Raw genomic sequence first — 19,023 nt, 5'->3', positions numbered from 1 at the left:
GCCTCGACCCCTATCCGGCGACCGACGCGCCGACCCCAACTACACCCTGGATCCTGAAGAGCCGCTTAACGGCGTCTGCGTACCTTGGGCGGTGGGGTTGGTGCCCTGGAGCACCTCAGGCCACGGCTCAGTTATCGTTAATCAATAAGCCACGCCCCTAATAATTAGTAGAAATTACTCATCTAAAAACATGTTTTCTCTAATTATTTCGCTCAAATTTTCTAATATTTCATGAATAAGTTTCCCTTTAGTATCGATCCCGTCTTCCGATTCGACTTCCACTGGGACCACAAGAGTCATCAGGTCGGTCATAAATGCAGTAGCAAGGGTCGCGGGTAATCCAAGGTCATTGTCTTGGGAACCCACAATGAGGCCATCTTGATCCCCTACTTCTATATGACCCAAGGGCCATCCTTCTGAGCCAGCGTGAGCGTGCCGACTCCCCAGCTTGTAAAAAAAGTAAAAATTCGGCAAAACTTTTTCAGAAATCGATTTCATTGTAGGGGTTTCCCCCTCAGGAAGCACTGGAGACGCCCATGCCCACATACCCCCAGCGCTTTTTCCAATCATCTCCTTCGTGTCTTTCTGATTTTTCTCAAGAGCCTCGAAAATTTCTTTACTAAAAGGGTGTTTATCACCTAATATATTAGTGTTCATGAGTTCCTCGGCGAACGATTTTTCAAAAACATCTCGATGCCGCAAGTATCTTTCCACAAGTTCCGGATGCTCACCCAGTGGATGCCCATATCTAGCGATTGTCATTGCGGTAACATATACTTCCTGCATGAACCTGGCGCGCTCAAAAGCCCCCCCAGGAAATCCGCTCCTCAAAAGGCATATGACCTCTGCGTAGGCCGTCAGCGCCCTTGCTACCAACCCGCTTATAACTTGGTAATACAGTTGTGTTTCTTCATCAGATGATGATTCCGGTTCTTCTTCGAAAATTACCGACATGCCCCAATCAAATGCCTCTATGGAAGAGAAATAGAAATCATCCATAGCTTCCAACCCGTCCCTATATAAACGGATCAAATGGTATTCAAATCTTTCTCTATTCCTTATATTTTCTGTACGCCATGATGAGATATTCTGGAGGATCTCTGAAGCTTTTTCCTTGTTATCTGGGGACAAATTTCTTTCGACAAAATAGGAATACGTCACATAATTATGATGCCACTTCATACATTTAAATACAATTCTTAGTGGTCCCTAATGTGCTGAAACCTCCGATACGGCGTCGCCCGGGACATCCCCATATCCCGTGCGACCTGTGCTGCTGGTTGGCCGGCGTCGATCAGCCGTTGCGCGCTGCGGATCTGGGAGTCCGTGAACTGCTGGCGCCGGCCCCCAAGATCCCCACCAGCAGCTCTGCGCTTAGCCACTGAGTCAGTGATCCGCTCCCGTTTGATCTCCAACTCCATCTGCGCCAACGCGGCCATCACCGTGAATACCATCGACCCCATCGGCGTCGAGGTGTCTACCTCACCGCCACCGAGGTTGAGCACCCGCAACCCCACGCCCATCTCCCGCAGGGACTCAGAGAGCTCGAGCATGTTCTGGGTGGACCGCCCCAACCGGTCCAAGGTCGTCACCACCAAGGTGTCCCCCTGTTGAAGAGCACCTACGGCCTGGAGCACCGGAAACGCCCTGATCCAGGTAAAGAGGCCCTTCACAGATGAGCGTGGGTAGGCGTCTTCCGCCACGGCCGGTGGCCACCGGCGGCGAGCAGGGCGCGTAGCCGGTAGTTGTCGAAGTTGCGGAAACCCCGAGCGACCCGGCGCATCGTTTCGATCACCCCGTTGATCGCCTCTGTCGGCCCGTTCGAGGCTCCGGCGGTGTCGAAGTAGGCCAGGGTCGCCGACCGCCATCGCTGCAAGGTGCGGCCCAGCCGGGCGACCTCCGGGATCGGGCAGGTCGGGAAGGCCCCCAGAATCTCGGCGACGAGCCGGCGTCCGGCTTCGGGGCGGGCGTGGTAGACGGCACGCAGCTTCTGGTAGCAGTGCCAGGCGAGGGTGACTTCATAGTGCGGGTCCCCGGCCTCGAGCTTCGCGTTCAGGCGGGTGATCTGCTTGGGAGTGAGGTGCTCGGCGCCGATCTGCAGGGTCCGGCGGATCCCGTAGAGCGGGTCTCCGGCCCGTCCGCGGTGACCCAGGGTGTCCTGTTGCACGCGGCGACGCACCTCGTCGACGACTTGGCCGCCGAGCTTGACCACGTGGAACGCATCGAGCACCGTGATGGCCTCCGGGAGCTTGTCGCGGATGGCATTGGTGTAGCCGTGGAACGGGTCCAGCGTCGCCGTGCGGATCCCGCTCGTGAAGGTCGGCCCCTGCTCGGAGAGCCAGTGGCCGTAGGCGGCCCCGGTGCGGCTCTTGACCAGGTCCAACAGTCTCGCCCGAGGCCGGCCGTCCTCACCGCGGGAGTGGTCCACGATCCCGGTGACCAGTCCGGTGCCGGGCGGACCGACGTGGCGCCAGACGTGCTCGTCGACACCGAGAGCGTCCACACCGGTCAGCCGCTCCTGCGCGGCCAACTGGTCCTCGATGACCGGGGCGATGGCATCCCAGACGGTGTTCCAAGCGACCCCTAGCATCTCAGCCAGGGCCGAGACCGCGATGTCGTGGGAGCGCAGCTGGGCCACGGCCCAGGCGATCGCGCGGGTGGTGAGCTTGCCCCGCGGGGCCGCCAGCTCGTGGAGCTCACTGAACGTCGAGATCTCGCAGGCGTCCTCGAGGCAGCGGTAGATCCGCTTGCGCCAGCGAACCCGCACCGGCACCCCAGCACAGGGCAGGTCGTGCAGGAGCACCTTCCGGCGGCCATGACCGGTGGCGAGCACTGCGCAGGAGGGGCAGCCCACCAGGGGCGGCACGGTCTCAACCACCACGGTGAACTGGCGCGCCCCGCGTTCCACGGCCAGGACGTGGACGTCGGGCAGGTCGAAAAGCGCGCACGCGGGCGCGCAGATAGCATGAGACACGTCGAGGCCTTTATGGATCAGGTTGCTTGGTCGCTACCCATCCTGGAGGCCTCGACCTCTACCCAGACCCCACAACACGCGCTCCGAAACGCCCCCACGCACCCGGCTACCCATGCTCATCTGTGAAGGGCCACATTTTTGCGGTTCACGTCACGCTGATGGAGTCGTGTCGCGCAATCATGCTTCCTCGGTGGCCGCGTCGCGTATGCGGGTGATGGTCCACCGGCTCACCCCGTGCAGCGCCGCGACGTCGGACACGGACAGCCCGCCACGTAGCGCGGCCAGCGCGGCCGCGCGCTGGGCGGGGTTCAGCTTCGGTGGGCGGCCGCCCACGCGGCCCTGTGCCCGGGCGTGTTCCAGTCCTACGCGGGTGCGCTCCTGGATGGTCTCTAGCTCCTGCTGCGCCAGGGCGGAGAGGATGCCCACCATCAGCCGCCCCTCGCGGGTGGCGGTGTCCAGGCCCATGTCCAGCAGCACCAGCCGCACGCCTTCCTCGTTCAGCTCGGCGGCGGTGTTCACGGTGTCGCGCATGGACCGGCCTAGCCGGTCCAGGCGGGTGACCACCAGGGCGTCCCCGGTACGGAGGTGGCTGCGGGCGGCGTCCAGGCCGGGGCGGGTGGAGCGTGCACCACTGATCGTGTCTGTGAAGACACGTTCACAACCTGCTGCCTCCAGGGCTGCGCGCTGGGTGTCCAGGGAGGCCGCTTGCTCGCGGGTGCTCACGCGGGCGTAACCGATCTTCAAGGGGCCTCCGGGGCTGCTTAAGGTGATGTTGCGGTGGCGGAGATCAACGTTGCCGCCTGGGATGCTCGTATTCCAGAAACCAACCCTGGCCATTACTCAGCGGCCGGGGCTCCCGTCGGCTTCACACGTGGCGGCCTCCCCGTAACCTCCTTGAACCCTTCGACTGTGCTGCACTTCCTGATCAGATGTCACCCATCCTTGCGGCAGTCCCTCCAGGAGGTGCGCCCTTCGTCTGTGTTGCAGCAGGCTGGTTGCGCCATCCTTATGGACGAATACTCGGCGCCTCCGGGTCACACGACTCGTTGGTCGGCTGCGGATCAGGACATCTGGTAGGCGATCGTCGTCATCATCCCCGCCTCGCCGTGATAGAGATTGTGGCAGTGACTGAGCCACCTGCCGGGGTTGTCGGCGTCGAACTCGACGCGCAGCGCCTTGCCAGGCAGGACGATCGAGGTGTCCTTGCGGGGCCCGCCGCCGGAGTGCTGGTAGGTGTGGCCGTGCAGGTGCATCGGGTGCCACATCGTGGTCGAGTTCTTGAACTCGAGCGCGACCCGCTCGCCCTGCTTGATACCGAGGGCGTCGCGCATCGGCTGGTCCACGTCCATGCGCTTGCCGTTGATCGCCCAGTCGTACTTCTCCATGCTCCCTGTCAGCTCGAGTACCAGGGTCCGGTCTACAGCGCGCTTGGGCAGCCTGACCACGGAGTCGGCCTTCAGGTCGGCTGCGGTGGCTGGGGTCTTCATCTGCGGGAGCTTGGTCTTCTTGGTCGGGGCGGTGCCGGATCCGGTGCGCAGGACGGCGAGGGCCTGGTCCTGCTTGCCGAGGGCCTCGGCGATCACGGCGAACGCGCCGTCGCCGGCGGTGATGACCGCGTCGTAGCGCTCCCCCATGCCGAGGACTACGCTCTCGGCCTCGTGCGGCTTCACGGGGAAGCCGTCGGTGTGGGTGATCGTCAGCGGGTGTTCGGCGATGCCGAAACGGAAGGCGGTGTCGCCGCCGGCGTTGATGATCCGCAGCCTGATTTTCTCTCCGGGCCTGGCGGTGAAGGTCTGTGGGTCCTTGGCGGGCTTGCCGTTGATCAGGTAGAGGGGGTAGTAGACGTCGCCGGCGTCGCCGCCGAGCAGCGGCGAGGTCGCGCCCATCAGAGTGTTGCCCATCCGCATCGGCCCCATGTCCATGCCGCCGTGGTCCATCATCCCCTTCTCGAGCTCGGCGAGGACCTGGTCGGGCGTGGCGGTGACGCCGTCGAGCCAGTCGTCGAGGACGATGACCCATTCCTTGTCGTAGTCGGCCTTCTCGTTCGGGTCGTCGATGATCAGCGGCGCGTACAGGCCGCGGTCGAGCTGCGTGCCGACGTGGGGGTGGAACCAGAACGTGCCCGACTCGGGCAGGGTGAACTCGTAGGCGAACGAGCCGCCTGGCTGGACGGCTTTCTGGGTGAGGCTCGGGACGCCGTCCATGTCGTTGCGCAGCGCCAGCCCGTGCCAGTGCACGCTGGTCGGGTCGGGCAGGTCGTTGGTCAGCGCCACCTTGAGGGTGTCGCCGACGTTGCCGCGCAATGGCTCGCTCGCCGATGCCCCGCGGTAGGCCCAGGTCTTGGCGATCTTCCCGCCGAAGTCGAGGGTGACCGGCTCGGCGGTCAGCGCGCGCTGCACGACGGTCCCGGTGCTGCGGCGTTTGGCCTCGGCCGCCGTGACCGCGGCGCTGCCGGGCTTGACGAACGAGGTCGTCTTGCTGGTGGTGGAGCTGCAGCCGGCGAGGCCGGCGGCGGTCAGCGTCAGTGCGCCGACGGACAGGAACTGGCGGCGGTTCAGGGCGGAATGCATGGGTGATGTCCTTCTGTGTCGATAGTGAGCGGTGCCACGGCATCGAGCCGGCGCGGTCGACGATCACGGTGATCGGATGCGCAGGCCTGCATGGGCCTCTGAGAAGGGCCAGCGCGCCGAGGGCGCGATGCCGTCGCGGACTCGGCAGAAGCCATGGGCCCTGCCGAGGAAGGGCGAGGAGCGCCACGTCGGCGCTCCCGGCTGCTCACGTCCGTTGGATCGACAGCTCCAGGTGAGTCAGCGCGAGCCGGCGCGGCGTCTCGGGCGGCGGCGTCGGCGCGGCCGCGGCAAGCACTGGTCGGGGCAGGCTCGCGGCGGACGGTGCCGGGAGGGCCGGAAGGTCCTTGCCAGTCGGCACGGACACGCACGTGGACCCGCCGCCGCTCATGGCGTCCGCGCACCCGCCGGAGCCGTGCATCGTGCCGTGAGGCCCGGACATCGCCGCCGCGGGGGCGGCGGTCGCCTGGTCCGCGAGGGCGGGCGATGCCGGGGAAGCGTGTCCCGAGGACGCCATGGAGGCAGTCGCGGGCATGGGCGCGCTGGTCAGGGCGTGCATCCCGAGGAGACCCGCGATCAGCAGCGCCGCGAGGACGATCAGCGGCACCCGGCGCATGCTTCGCCTGGGCTCGGGGATCGCGGTCAACACGCTCGTTACCCTACCCCGGTGTCGTACCGGGCTCACAATCGCCATGCCGTCCCTGCGAGTGGTCGATGACCACGCCGGTGATCGCTCCCTACCTTGCGGGAATACCCAGAGGGGGTATACGGTTCTCATACAGGTACCCACCGGGGATATCGAGAAACGAAGAGGATTTGCGATGAGTGCGAACGAATATCAGGTGACGGGCATGACCTGCGGGCACTGCGAGATGTCGGTCCGCGAAGAGGTCGGCGAGATCCCAGGCGTCACCGACATCGAGGTCAGCGCCCAGACGGGCAAGCTCGTCGTCTCCGGCTCCGGCGAGATCGACGACGCGCAGGTCCTGGCCGCCGTCCAGGAGGCCGGCTACTCGGCCGTGCGCGCCTGATGAAGGCACCAGCGCGGCTCGCGGCTTACGGCACACAGCCGCGGCAGGGCAGAAGGAAGGAAAGACGATGACTGCACCAGCTTCAGCGCCGCTGAGCTCGGACACCGGCATCGAGTTGGAGGTCGGCGGGATGACCTGCGCCTCCTGCGCCAACAGGGTCGAGCGCAAGCTCAACAAGCTCGACGGCGTGACCGCGAGCGTCAACTACGCCACCGAGAAGGCCAAGGTCACCGTGCCTGCCGGCTACGACCCGGCCCTGCTGGTCGCCGAGGTCGAGAAGACCGGCTACACCGCAGCACTGCCGAAGCCCAAGGCCGCGACGACAGACGCCGCGGCCGACGGCGAGGGCCCAGCCGACGACCCCGAGCTGACCTCGCTCAAGCAGAGGCTGATCGGGTCGATCGTGCTCACCGTCCCGGTCATCGCGATGGCGATGATCCCCGCCTTGCAGTTCACCTACTGGCAGTGGGCCTCGCTGGCCCTGGCCGCGCCGGTAATCGTCTGGGCGGGCTGGCCGTTCCACAAGGCCGCATGGACCAACCTCAAGCACGGCACAGCCACGATGGACACGCTCGTCTCGATGGGCACGAGCGCGGCGTTCCTGTGGTCCTTGTACGCGCTGTTCCTCGGCCACGCCGGCATGCCGGGAATGAAGCACCCGTTCGAATTCGCCCTGGCCCGCTCCGACGGCGCGGGCAACATCTACCTCGAGGCCGCCGCCGGGGTGACCATGTTCATCCTCGCCGGCCGCTACTTCGAGAAGCGATCCAAGCGCCAAGCCGGCGCGGCGCTGCGCGCCCTGCTCGACCTCGGAGCGAAGGAGGTCTCCGTCCTGCGCGACGGAGCCGAGACCAAGATCCCGACCGCAGACTTGACCGTGGGCGACGAGTTCGTCGTCCGCCCCGGCGAGAAGATCGCCACCGACGGCACCGTCGTCTCCGGCACATCCGCTGTGGACGCTTCCATGCTCACCGGCGAGTCCGTTCCCGTCGAGGTCGTCGCCGGCGACGCGGTGACCGGAGCCACCGTGAACGCCGGCGGCCGCTTGGTCGTGCAGGCGACCCGGGTCGGGTCGGACACCCAGCTGGCGCAGATGGCCAAGCTGGTCGAGGACGCCCAATCCGGCAAAGCCCAGGTCCAGCGCCTGGCCGACCGCATCTCCGGCATCTTCGTCCCGATCGTCATCGCCATCGCCCTCGTCACGCTCGGCGCATGGCTGATATCCGGACCCGGCGTCTCGGCCGCCTTCACCGCCGCCGTCGCCGTCCTCGTCATCGCCTGCCCCTGCGCCCTCGGCCTGGCCACCCCGACAGCGCTACTGGTCGGCACCGGGCGCGGCGCGCAGATGGGCGTGCTCATCAAGGGCCCCGAAGTCCTCGAATCCACACGCAAGGTCGACACCGTCGTCCTCGACAAGACCGGCACCGTCACCACCGGCAAGATGACCCTGGTCGACGCAATCACCGAGCCCGGCACCGACCGCACGGAGCTGCTGCGCCTGGCCGGTGCACTGGAGGACGCCTCCGAACACCCGATCGCCCAGGCCATCGCCAAGGGCGCGGTCCAGGAGGTCGGCCAACTGCCGACGCCCGAGGACTTCGCCAACATCGAAGGCAAGGGCGTCCAGGGCGTCGTCGACGGTCGCGGCGTGCTCGTCGGCCGAGAGTCCCTGCTGGCCGACTGGTCCCAGCACCTCTCCTCCGATGTCGCAGCCGCCAAGGCCGAGGCCGAGGGCGAAGGCAAGACCGTCGTCGCCGTCGGCTGGGACGGACAGGCCCGCGGGATCCTCGTCGTCGCCGACGCCGTCAAGCCCACCAGCGCCGAGGCCATCGCCGGACTGAAGGACCTGAGACTCACGCCGGTCCTGCTCACCGGCGACAACCAGGCCGTGGCGAAGCGAATCGCTGCCGAGGTCGGCATCGACCAGGTCATCGCCGAGGTCCTGCCCAAGGACAAGGTCGACGTCGTCACCCGCCTCCAGAACGAGGGCAAGGTCGTCGCGATGGTCGGCGACGGCGTCAACGACGCACCGGCCCTCGCCCAGGCCGACCTCGGCCTGGCCATGGGCACCGGCACCGACGTCGCCATCGAGGCCTCCGACATCACCCTCGTGCGCGGGGACCTGCGAGCCGCGGTCGACGCAATCCGGCTCTCCCGCAAAACACTGGGCACGATCAAGGGAAACCTTTTCTGGGCCTTCGCCTACAACGTCGCGGCCATCCCCGTCGCGGCGCTGGGCATGCTCAACCCCATGCTCGCTGGCGCGGCGATGGCGTTCTCGTCCGTCTTCGTCGTCGGCAACAGCCTTCGCCTGCGCGGGTTCCGCAGCGTCGCCAAGCAGTGATGTCGCGGCACCCGTCTTACCCACACGAAATCACGAAAGGCATCCACCGAGAATGAACAACGAATCCAAGACCCCCGCCAGCTGCTGCAGCACCTCCCCCGCACAGCAGGCACCCGCCGCCGAGGCACCGGCCGTCGCCGGCTCCGGCTGCTGCGGCACGACCGGCGCGGGAAGCCCCGCGGTCGAGGCCGACGGCCGCGAAGACCTCCTCGCCGGCAGCGAAGACTCCACGACCTGCCCCGTCATGGTCGGCAACCCGGTCAGCAAGAAGGTCGCCGAGGCCCAGGGCCTCTTCCGCGACTACGCCGGCCGGCGCTACTGGCTCTGCTGCGCCGGCTGCGGACCGATCTTCGACTCGGACCCGGCCAAGTACGCCGCCACCATGGCCTGATCCTTCGACGCGCTCGAGTCACGGCACCACCTCTGGGGCCCCGGGCGACTCGATCGGAACCTTCCAGCCCGACGACCACACCGATCAACCCTTTGACCTATACCCCATAGGGGTATAAGGTTGATCGGGTCAGACTGAACGAATAGGAGACCGTATGCGCAAGCGCATCATGACGACCATCGCTGCCGGAGCCCTCGGCGGAGCACTCGTGCTCACCGGCTGCAGCACCGGCGGGGACCAGGACCAGGCGACGCCCTCGTCGACCAGTCAGCACCAGGGCCACGGAAGCACCAGCTCGAGCGACAGCGGCGGCGAGATGGAGCACCCGATGGACGGCGGACCCGCCCCCGCCGACATCGAGAAGGCCGCGTCCCCGAAGTACCCGGTCGGCACCGAGGTGACGCTCACCGCCGACCACATGGAGGGTATGGACGGGGCGAAGGCCACCATCGTCGGCGCTTTCGACACCTACACCTACGCGGTGAACTTCACGCCCACCACCGGCGGGGAGCCGGTCGAGGACCACAAGTGGGTCGTGCAGGAGGAGATCAAGGATGCCGGACCTGAGCGTCTGCCCGACGGCACCGAGGTCACGCTGGAGGCAGAGCACATGGAGGGCATGAAGGGCGCGAAGGCCACCATCGCCTCCTCCACCGACCAGACCGTCTACATGGTCGACTACGAGTCCGACGGCATGACAATGACCAACCACAAGTGGGTCGTCGAGAGCGAGATTCAGCCGGCCTCCTGAGCCGGTAGCCGGGGGCCAATTCAAGGTCCGCGGCGAGACCGACCCGATCGAAGGGAAGACCGGGGAAGAACGAGGGGAAGCGAAGAGCAATGACCGACCGGACCACGCATCACCGTCACCACGGCGAGGTCGCCGACGAGACCGCGCACAGCGATTACGCCGCCGTCCCGACGTCCGCGCCCGGCCACGAGGACGACGCACACGCCGCCCACCAGGGCCACGCCATGCAACACGGCGATCATGCAGGGCACGACGAGCACGGCGGCCATGAAGGGCACGGCGACCACGTGGGCCAGTTCCGCCGGCTGTTCTGGATCAACCTCGTCATCGCCATCCCTGTGGTCGCGCTCTCGCCCATGTTCGCCATGCTGATCGGCTACTCGGTGCCCGACTGGGCGGGGTGGGTCGCCGGGGTGCTCGGCACCACCATGTACGTCTGGGGCGGACGGCCGTTCCTCAGCGGCGGCTGGAGCGAGCTGAAGAGCCGCAAGCCGGGGATGATGCTGCTGATCTCGCTCGGCATCACCGTGGCCTTCCTCGCCTCCTGGGCCGCCACCCTCGGGCTCGTCCACCACGAGCTGGAGTTCTGGTGGGAACTGGCGCTGCTGATCGTCATCATGCTGCTGGGCCACTGGATCGAGATGCGCTCCCTGGCCCAGACCACCTCGGCGCTGGACTCCCTGGCCGCGCTGCTCCCCGACGAAGCCGAGCGCGTCGACGGCGACGACGTCGTGAAGGTCGATCCCGCCGACCTGCGCGTCGGCGACGTCGTCATCGTCCGCCCTGGGGGCAGCGTCCCCGCCGACGGCACCGTCGTCGACGGCCGCGCCGACATGGACGAATCGATGATCACCGGTGAGTCCCGGCCCGTCGCCCGGGGCGAGGGCGACCCGGTCATCGCCGGCACGGTGGCCACCGACTCCGGCCTGCGGGTGGAGATCACCGCCACCGGGGACGACACGGCCCTGGCCGGCATCAACCGGCTCGTAGCCGAGGCGCAGAGTTCGTCTTCCCGCGCTCAGCGCATCGCCGACCGCGCCGCCGCGTGGCTGTTCTGGTTCGCCCTCGGAGCGGCTCTGATCACCGCCGTCGTCTGGACGCTGGCCGGGTCCCCCGACGACGCGGTCGTGCGCACCATCACCGTGCTCGTGATCGCGTGCCCCCACGCCCTGGGCCTGGCGATCCCGCTGGTGGTGTCGATCGCGACCGAGCGCGCCGCCGGCGGCGGCGTCCTGGTCAAGGACCGCCTCGCGCTGGAGTCGATGCGTCAGGTCGACGCCGTGCTGTTCGACAAGACCGGCACGCTCACCAGGGGCGAGCCCACCGTGACCGGCGTCGAGCCTGCCGCCGACCTGGCCGCCGACGCCGTGCTCGCCCTGGCAGCCTCGGCCGAGGCCGACAGCGAGCACCCGCTCGCCCGGGCCATCGTCGCCGCCGCGAAGGACCGCAGCCTGGCCTTCGAGCCCGGGAGCGGCTTCACCTCTTCGCCCGCCGTCGGCGTCACCGCGACTGTGGCCGGCCACGAAATCCGCGTCGGCGGGCCCCGGCTGCTCGAGGAGACCGGCCAGTCCGAGATCGACGCGGCCGATGCCTGGCGCGGCGAGGGCGCGATCATCCTGCACGTCCTGCGCGACGGCCAGGTGGTCGGCGGGCTCAAGCTCGCCGACGAGGTCCGATCGGAGTCCCGCGACGCCGTCGACGCCCTGCACCGGCTCGGCGTCGAGGTCGTCATGATCACCGGCGACGCCGAGGCCGTCGCGAACGAGGTCGGCCGGGAGCTCGGCATCGACCGCGTCTTCGCCGGCGTCCGCCCCGAGGACAAGTCGGCCAAGGTCGCCCAGCTGCAGCACGAGGGCAAGAAGGTGGCCATGGTCGGCGACGGCGTCAACGACGCCCCCGCCCTTGCCCAGGCCGACGTCGGCATCGCCATCGGAGCCGGCACCGACGTCGCCATCGCCTCCGCCGGCGTCATCCTCGCCAGCTCCGACCCCCGCTCGGTGCTCTCGGTCATCCAGCTGTCGAAGGCCGCCTACCGGAAGATGAAGCAGAACCTGTGGTGGGCCGCCGGCTACAACCTGATCTCCGTCCCGCTCGCGGCCGGCGTCCTCGCACCCATCGGGTTCGTGCTGCCGATGTCGGTCGGCGCGATCCTGATGTCGCTGTCCACCGTCGTCGTCGCCCTCAACGCCCAGCTGCTGCGGCGCATCGACCTCACCCCCGAAGCCAGCACCCGCTCCGTCCTGGGGCGCCAGAAGTGAAGGACACGCCCATGACCACCGAGACCGCCACCACCGTCTCCGAGACCGCCACCGCGGCCCACCAGCACGGCTACATCAGCGACAAGGACCGCTACCGGGCGCGTATGAAGCGCATCGAGGGCCAGGCCCGCGGCATCGCGAAGATGATCGACGACGAGAAGTACTGCATCGACATCCTTACCCAGGTCTCCGCGCTGACCCGTGCCCTGCAGGGCGTGGCCACCGGCCTGCTCGACGACCACCTCAAGCACTGCGTCCTCGACGCCGCCAAGCTCGGCGACGACGACGCGGCCATCGCCAAGATCCAGGAAGCCACCGACGCCATCAACCGCCTCGTCCGCTCCTGAACCGACGAGCAGCGCACCAAGGAGGACGCGCGCATGCCCCGCTTTGACCGGCTGACCCCGGAGACCGCCGTCGGCGCGTCCCGCGAGCTGCTCGGCGAGCTCGTCGAGCGCCACGGCACCGTCGGCGACATGGTCGCCACCATGGCCCATTCGCCGGCCGTCCTCGGCGGGTACCTGCAGCTGAGCAGGGCCATGCGCCGCGCCAAGCTCGACCGCAAGGTCAGCGAGCTGATCTCCATCGCCGTCCAGGCCCAGCAGGGTTGCGGCATCTGTCTGGCCTCGCACATCGACGCCGCCCGCTCCCTCGGCATCGCGGAGCACGAGATCGAACTCGCCCATCAGGGCGTATCGTCCAACCCCGCCGTCGCCGCGTTCATCCGGCTCGGCCTGCAGGTCTACCGCGAGCCGGCCTCCATCACCGACGAGCAGATCGACGAGCTCCGCGCGCTCGGCCACAGCGACCGCGCGATCGCTGACGTCGTCGGCGTTGTCTCCCTCAACGTCCTCACCGGCGCGTTCAACCTCGTCGCCGGACTCGCACCGAGCGGTCACTCCGGACAGCTGCAGCGCCCAGCAGACGACGCGTGAAGGCATCGACCCGGGTGAAGCGGGTACCGGTCAGCTGGGAATCCCGTCAGCGTCGACTCCTCCCGGGCTCTCGCCCAGGGCCTGAACCGCCGTCCGCTGCGCGACACGCTCATCGCAGCTTTGCGGACGGAGGAGTCCAGGAGGACCCCCCGCCCGGCGGGGCTCAGCGACGGAGAGGAGATCTGCCTGCGGGCGGCTCTCCACTGAGACGGGAAAAAGACCCACGCCTTGGCTCGTTGGGGGCTAAAGCGGTCGTTTATGCACCACTCCCCCGTGCCTGGCCCTCGGGGGAGTGACTCGCTGCGATAAGTATCCGGCCCCTGCGGCGTTCGCTGCCGGTCGATGCGCTGACACGACCGGATGCCCGCCTCGGACGGGGCAGCATGTCAAGAAATGGTGTATCAGGGTGGGTCCCTTGACACTATTATCCTCGACGTAGATTTTTGACACTCTCAGCGCGCCTCGATCCTCCCAGCCGCTGTGATGGGAGACTGTCAAGAGATCGACCGATTTCCGACACCAGAGGGGCACACGTGGCAGATCAGCGGGAGGCCGCACGTAAGCGCGCGGCCAAGCAGTTCGCGGACAAGTGGGCCGGTCGCGGCTACGAGAAGGGCGACACGTCCTCGTTCTGGCTCGAGCTGTTGCGTGACGTGGTCGGCATGGAGGATGTGACCACCAACGTCCGGTTCGAGAACCGCACCACTGAGCGCGGGTTCATCGACGTTGTTATCCGCGACGCCAAGACCGTGATCGAGCAGAAGTCCCTCGGTATCGACCTGGACAAGGCCGAGACGCGCCAGGGCGTGGCCGTGACCCCGTTCGGCCAGGCCAAGCGGTACGCGGATTCCCTGCGCAACTCGGAGCGCCCGGACACGATCATCGTCTGCGACTTCGACCACTTCCGAATCCACGACCTGGACCATGAGCACCCCGAGCAGCACTACGAACACTTCCGCCTGGCCGAACTGCCCGAGCAGCTACACCAGCTGGACTTCCTTGTGGACCCCCAGCTCGAACGCCAACGCCGCGAAGCCCAGGTCTCCCTGGACGCCGGCGCCCTGATCGGCAAGCTCTACGACCTGCTGCGCGAGCAGTACATCGACCCCGACTCCGAGGAGTCTAAGCACTCCCTGAACGTTCTGTGCGTGCGGTTGGTCTTCCTGCTCTTCGCCGAGGACGCCGGCCTGTTCACGAAGAACGCCTTCCACCGGTACCTCAAGCCCGTGCCGGCCGACCGGGCGCGCGCCGCGCTCAAAGAGCTGTTCGCCTACCTCAACACCGGCCCCGCAGAGAGGGACCCCTACGCCTCAGACGCGCTGAAGGCCTTCCCCTATGTCAACGGTGGCCTGTTCGCCGCGGACGTGGAGATCCCCCAGCTGACCCAGCAGATCGTCGACGTGCTCCTGGACGAGGTCAGTGAGGGCACCGACTGGTCCCAGATCAGCCCCACCGTGTTCGGCGGGGTGTTCGAGTCCACCCTGAACCCCGAGACCCGACGCTCCGGGGGCATGCACTATACCTCCCCGCAGAACATCCACCGGCTAATCGACCCACTGTTCCTGGGCGAGCTCAAGGCCGAGCTGGACGGCATCCTCACAGCCGAGGGCATCGGGGACCGCAAGCGGCGCAATGAGCTGAGCAGATTCCATGACAAGATCGCGTCCCTGCGGTTCTTCGACCCGGCGTGCGGGTCCGGGAACTTTCTTACTGAGACCTACATCCAGCTGCGCAAGCTCGAGAACAAGATCCTCTCGGCGCTGCTGCACAACCAGGGCGTTTTCGAGCTCCAGGGGCAGCATTCCCCGCTGAAGGTCTCCTTGCAGCAGTTTCACGGGATCGAGATCAACGACTTCGCGGTGAACGTGGCGACCACGGCGATGTGGATTGCCGAGCTGCAGGCCAACGCCGAAGCCGAGACCATCATCTACGGCATGATCAAGGATCTGCCCTTGCAGGACTCCGCCCACGTCGTGCTCGGCAACGCGCTGACCGTGGACTGGACCCAGGTGCTTGAGCCGGCCGAGTGCGACTACATCATCGGCAACCCCCCGTTCCGCGGGGCCCGGTTCCAGACCAGGGAGCAGAAGGCCGAACTGATGGCCGTGTTCCACGGTGCCCGCAACGCCGGGAACATCGACTACGTCGCCGGGTGGTACATGAAGGCCGCCCAGTACATGGGCAAGCATCCGGTACGAGCAGGGTTCGTCTCCACCAACTCGATCTGCCAGGGCGAGCAGGTCGCCAACGTGTGGTCTCCGATCTACGACCTGGGCGTGCGGATCGACTTCGCCCACGACACCTTCCGCTGGACCACGGACGCCTCCGGCGGCGCAGCGGTATTCGTGGTCATCGTCGGCTTCTCCGCGCTCGGCGGCCCCAAGCGCCTATTCCACTACCCCCGGGTAGACGCGGAACCGCAACAATCCCGGCCAGCCCAGTTGAACGCGTACCTCAAGGACGCCCCGGACGTGTTCGTTTGGAGCCGCAGCCGGACCCTGAGCGACGTGCCAGCCATGGGCATCGGCAACAAGCCCATCGACGGCGGCCAGTACCTGTTCACCCCGGAAGAGAAAGCGGACTTCCTGGCCCAGGAACCGGGCGCGGAGCGGTTCTTCCACCGCTGGTACGGCTCTCAGGAGTTCATCCGAGGCATCGAGCGGTGGGTCCTGTGGCTCGGCGAGGCCACCCCCACGGAGCTCGCTTCCATGCCCCGGGTCATGGAGCGCGTCCGCGCGGTCCGCGACCTGCGCGCCGCTAGCACCAGCGCCCAGACGCGCAAGCTGGCGGAACGTCCTACCCGCTTCCACGTCGAGAACATGCCGGAAGGCAACTCGCTACTGATCCCAGAGGTGTCCTCTGAGCGGCGCCAGTACATCCCCATCGGGTTCATCGGCCCCGAGGTGCTGTGCAGCAACAAGGTCCGCCTGATCCCTAACGCCACCCGCTATCACTTCGGCGTGCTGCACTCTCGAACGCATAACGCCTGGATGCGCGTGGTGGGCGTGAGGCTGAAATCCGATTACAGCTACTCCGCCGCGATCGTCTACAACAACTTCGTCTGGCCCGCCGTCGACCCGTCACAGGAGGCCGAGATCACCGCCCTGGTGCAGGAGGTGTTAAATGCCCGAAGCCAGCACCCCGAAGCCACCATGGCGAACTTCTACGATCCGACCACTGCCTTCCTCTATCCGAACCTTCTGGCCGCGCACAAAGCTCTCGACGATGCCGTGGAGCGCGCCTACGGGCTCGAGCCCGGCCTGGACGAAGCAGATCTGGTCGCGCACCTGTTCGAGCTGTACGGCGCGGCCGTGGGCGCCACATCATGAAGATCGGTTACGCCCGCGTCTCCACCCGGGACCAGGAAGGCTCCCTCGAGGGACAGGAGGCCGCCCTCACAGTGGCTGGTTGCTCCAAAATCTTCTACGACCGCCTCTCCGGGGCGAGGTCCGACAGACCCGGCCTCACCGATGCCCTGGCCTATCTGCGCGACGGAGAGGACACCTTCGTCGTTCCCCGCTTGGACCGGCTCGGCCGGTCTTTGCCGGACGCACTACGCACCGTCCAGGCGCTTGCCGAGCGCGGGATCGGTCTGCAGGCCCTGGACGTTCAGCTGGACACCTCCACAGCGTCTGGCCGGCTGATGTTGAACATGCTGCTGATGCTTGCGGATTGGGAACGGGACCTACTGCGCGAACGCACCCGGGAAGGCGTGGCTCGCGCGCGGGCAGCGGGCCGGAGACCGGGACCGAAACCGAAGCTGGATGAGGAGAAGGCCGCAGCGGTCCGTGCTGCGGTGGCAGGCGGTCAGCCTGTGGCTGCCGTTGCGCGTTCATTCGGAGTCAGCCGACCAACGATCTACAAGGCACTGGAGACGGCAAAGGATTGCCAGTCGTGAACGTCGATCACGAGCCCTTCACGAGTAGCACCTCCATGGCGCGTGTCTCTCCGTCTTGTGTCTTGTCACCAATCGCGGGCACGCCTCATGGAATTTTGGTTGCAGCACACCGTTAGAGACCACCGTGGCCCCGACATCCCGGGGCGCAGGCCTAGGCGCATGAGACGTATTACAACCCATGACTTGCGAGACCCTAACCCCGGGCACACGGAGCCCAAGGCAAAGAAAAAGGACCCGCCCCCATGGGACGGGTCCTTCTCAATATCATCTGTCCGCGGGGGGAGGCTTCCGCCAACGAGGCCCGCGACTAGTAGCCTTAGGATACGTTTGAACTATGGCAAATGCAACCGACGCCGGTCTCCAGGAGATCCGTGAAGCCCTCTCGTTGGCCCGGATTTCTACCTACGAGCAGGCCGCCGGTGCAGGGGCCGCGGAGGCCGTCGAGCTCTACGCATGGAACGCCCAGGTCTCCGCTGCCTTCCTCCTCCCCCTTCATATCGTTGAGGTTGTCACCCGGAACGCAGCTACTGAGGGTATCGAGACGCTCTATGGGCCCCGCTGGCCTTGGTCTCACGGTTTTGAGCTCAGCCTTCCCGATACCCAGCGGGGCTACATGCCACGGCGTGACCTTCGGGGCGCTCGACGGAACCAGCCCACGGCCGGCAAGGTCATCCCCGAACTGAAGTTTATGTTCTGGCAGAAGATATTTACGGCTCGTTTCGACGCCCGTCTGTGGGAACCGCAAATCCTCGGCCTCTTCCCGAACAGCTCCCACACGGATGCAGCGTCCGTCCGGGGGCAGGTGTACGGCGACCTGGAGCGGATTCGGCTTCTGCGGAACCGTATCGCCCATCACGAGCCAATTTTTGCCCGTGACCTCACTACCGACCTGGAGACCATCGTCGAGCTTGTCCGGTTCAGGTCCACGGCTACGGCCGACTGGTTGCTCCACCACGAGGCCGTCACAGACCTGTTGAATCAGCACCCGTAGGGGAAGGGTCCTCAGGATCTAAGGGGCGGGGCTGAACGCCGACGAAAAGTGGCTGGGTTACCGGGCAAGTGCTACACAGCAATGGTGGCTTCGGAGTGGGCTAGTGAGCAGTGCGAAAACGGTGGGTTGAGCCACCGGCTCGCCTCGGTGGTGCAGAACCCTTCGTTTTTGCACCATCCCCACTCAGCAAGGGGTTGTTCGCAACAGTCGTTCCTTCTGAGGCCCCGGAGCGTCATCTCTGCCGTGTCTTCCTGGTCCGTGGAAGAGCGACGCGCTTCGTCTGCGAGGATCTGAACACCCGGTAGCCCTCGCGGCCCCATTCCTCGCATGAGGGAGAGGATCCGCGCCCGTCCGCTGACCGTGGAGGTGTGAGGCACGGGGTAGCGAGAAGAGACGTGATGGCTGGCACATCGGTAGAAGCACTGTCCACGGCAGCTGAAACGCTCGTGGCCAACGGATACGGCACGTCCTCGACCGTGCGCAAGATCGAAGCCCTTGGCGATGCCTTGGGTTGTCCGGTCCGGTGCATGGTCGAGTGGGGGCAGATCTCGCTCACCACGCCTGAGGGTGATCCTGTCGCGACGCTGCAGGTGCGCCCGGAGAACATCAACATGTCCAAGGTCAGCGCCACACTGCGAATCATCGACGCAGCGGTCCACGACGCTGAGCCGAAAAGCCGCGCCATCGCCGATGACCTCGAACGTGCTGCTGAACTGCCCGCAACGCCAACACCCTGGTTTGTCTTCGCCTGCGCGGCCGGCGCGTGCGGACTCGGCGCCATCTTCGGTGCGCACACGCCTGCCGCCTATGTCCTCATCGCCCTAGGTCGTGTTGCTAAACGGCCGGCCGGAACCGTTCGGTCATCCTTGGATTGTGTCGCGTG

Annotated in this window: 17 protein-coding genes; 11 read left to right on the top strand and 6 right to left on the bottom strand. The window is 66.4% G+C overall.

Annotated features, from left to right (window positions below; all coding sequences use genetic code 11):
- Positions 1-174: 174 nt before the first annotated feature.
- The 6 genes from FS770_RS13245 to FS770_RS13220 all read right to left on the bottom strand — a co-directional run bounded on the left by FS770_RS13245 (position 175) and on the right by FS770_RS13220 (position 6,190).
- Positions 175-1,161, bottom strand: coding sequence for a DUF5677 domain-containing protein (locus FS770_RS13245; RefSeq protein ID WP_145012642.1), 987 nt, complete (start codon positions 1,159-1,161; stop codon positions 175-177).
- Positions 1,162-1,199: 38 nt separating this feature from the next.
- Complete coding sequence (locus tag FS770_RS13240) at positions 1,200-1,673, bottom strand: recombinase family protein (protein ID WP_244944939.1); 474 nt, start codon at positions 1,671-1,673, stop codon at positions 1,200-1,202.
- A complete protein-coding gene (locus FS770_RS13235) occupies positions 1,670-2,995 on the bottom strand; it encodes an ISL3 family transposase (protein ID WP_425323842.1) in 1,326 nt (441 codons plus the stop codon). The genes FS770_RS13240 and FS770_RS13235 overlap by 4 nt, the downstream gene beginning before the upstream one ends.
- A 156-nt stretch (positions 2,996-3,151) precedes the next feature.
- A complete protein-coding gene (locus FS770_RS13230) occupies positions 3,152-3,718 on the bottom strand; it encodes a recombinase family protein (protein WP_145012636.1) in 567 nt (188 codons plus the stop codon).
- 317 nt (positions 3,719-4,035) lie between these two features.
- Entirely contained in the window at positions 4,036-5,544 is a 1,509-nt protein-coding gene (locus FS770_RS13225; protein WP_145012633.1) for a multicopper oxidase family protein, read from the bottom strand.
- A 205-nt stretch (positions 5,545-5,749) separates the two neighbouring features.
- Positions 5,750-6,190 (bottom strand): DUF6153 family protein, encoded by a 441-nt coding sequence (locus FS770_RS13220; RefSeq protein ID WP_055085625.1) that lies wholly within the window; start codon positions 6,188-6,190, stop codon positions 5,750-5,752.
- Between the two features lie 172 nt (positions 6,191-6,362).
- Here FS770_RS13220 and FS770_RS13215 point away from each other — a divergent pair, with 172 nt between their 5' ends.
- The 11 genes from FS770_RS13215 to FS770_RS13165 form a co-directional block, all read left to right on the top strand.
- Positions 6,363-6,572 carry a heavy-metal-associated domain-containing protein gene (locus tag FS770_RS13215; protein ID WP_126874711.1) on the top strand — a complete coding sequence of 70 codons (210 nt, stop codon included), beginning with the start codon at positions 6,363-6,365 and terminating at the stop codon, positions 6,570-6,572.
- Between the two features lie 67 nt (positions 6,573-6,639).
- Complete coding sequence (locus FS770_RS13210; RefSeq protein ID WP_145012630.1) at positions 6,640-8,916, top strand: heavy metal translocating P-type ATPase; 2,277 nt, start codon at positions 6,640-6,642, stop codon at positions 8,914-8,916.
- 52 nt (positions 8,917-8,968) lie between these two features.
- Positions 8,969-9,307, top strand: coding sequence for a hypothetical protein (locus FS770_RS13205; RefSeq protein WP_055085619.1), 339 nt, complete (start codon positions 8,969-8,971; stop codon positions 9,305-9,307).
- A 154-nt stretch (positions 9,308-9,461) separates the two neighbouring features.
- Positions 9,462-10,058 carry a YdhK family protein gene (locus FS770_RS13200; protein WP_145012627.1) on the top strand — a complete coding sequence of 199 codons (597 nt, stop codon included), beginning with the start codon at positions 9,462-9,464 and terminating at the stop codon, positions 10,056-10,058.
- Positions 10,059-10,147: 89 nt separating this feature from the next.
- Positions 10,148-12,316 carry a heavy metal translocating P-type ATPase gene (locus FS770_RS13195; RefSeq protein ID WP_083482518.1) on the top strand — a complete coding sequence of 723 codons (2,169 nt, stop codon included), beginning with the start codon at positions 10,148-10,150 and terminating at the stop codon, positions 12,314-12,316.
- Between the two features lie 11 nt (positions 12,317-12,327).
- The gene (locus FS770_RS13190) at positions 12,328-12,663 is read left to right on the top strand and encodes a metal-sensitive transcriptional regulator (RefSeq protein ID WP_244944938.1); all 336 of its coding nucleotides are present in this window, start codon (positions 12,328-12,330) and stop codon (positions 12,661-12,663) included.
- A 33-nt stretch (positions 12,664-12,696) separates the two neighbouring features.
- Complete coding sequence (locus FS770_RS13185) at positions 12,697-13,251, top strand: carboxymuconolactone decarboxylase family protein (protein ID WP_055085613.1); 555 nt, start codon at positions 12,697-12,699, stop codon at positions 13,249-13,251.
- Positions 13,252-13,784: 533 nt separating this feature from the next.
- On the top strand, positions 13,785-16,580 hold the full coding sequence (locus FS770_RS13180) for a class I SAM-dependent DNA methyltransferase (protein ID WP_145012622.1): 2,796 nt from the start codon (positions 13,785-13,787) through the stop codon (positions 16,578-16,580).
- Positions 16,577-17,149: a recombinase family protein gene (locus tag FS770_RS13175; RefSeq protein WP_186366797.1), complete on the top strand. Its 573-nt coding sequence runs from the start codon at positions 16,577-16,579 to the stop codon at positions 17,147-17,149. Before FS770_RS13180 ends, FS770_RS13175 begins: the two co-directional genes overlap by 4 nt.
- Before the next feature lie 334 nt (positions 17,150-17,483).
- The gene (locus tag FS770_RS13170) at positions 17,484-18,140 is read left to right on the top strand and encodes a hypothetical protein (protein WP_222126525.1); all 657 of its coding nucleotides are present in this window, start codon (positions 17,484-17,486) and stop codon (positions 18,138-18,140) included.
- Between the two features lie 398 nt (positions 18,141-18,538).
- Positions 18,539-19,023 (top strand): threonine/serine exporter family protein (locus tag FS770_RS13165; RefSeq protein ID WP_145012617.1); only part of this gene is annotated, 485 nt, incomplete at its 3' end.

It is taken from the genome of Kocuria salsicia, assembly GCF_007681555.1.
Classification (GTDB): domain Bacteria; phylum Actinomycetota; class Actinomycetes; order Actinomycetales; family Micrococcaceae; genus Kocuria; species Kocuria salsicia.
This window is presented reverse-complemented; position numbering and strand designations above follow the sequence as displayed.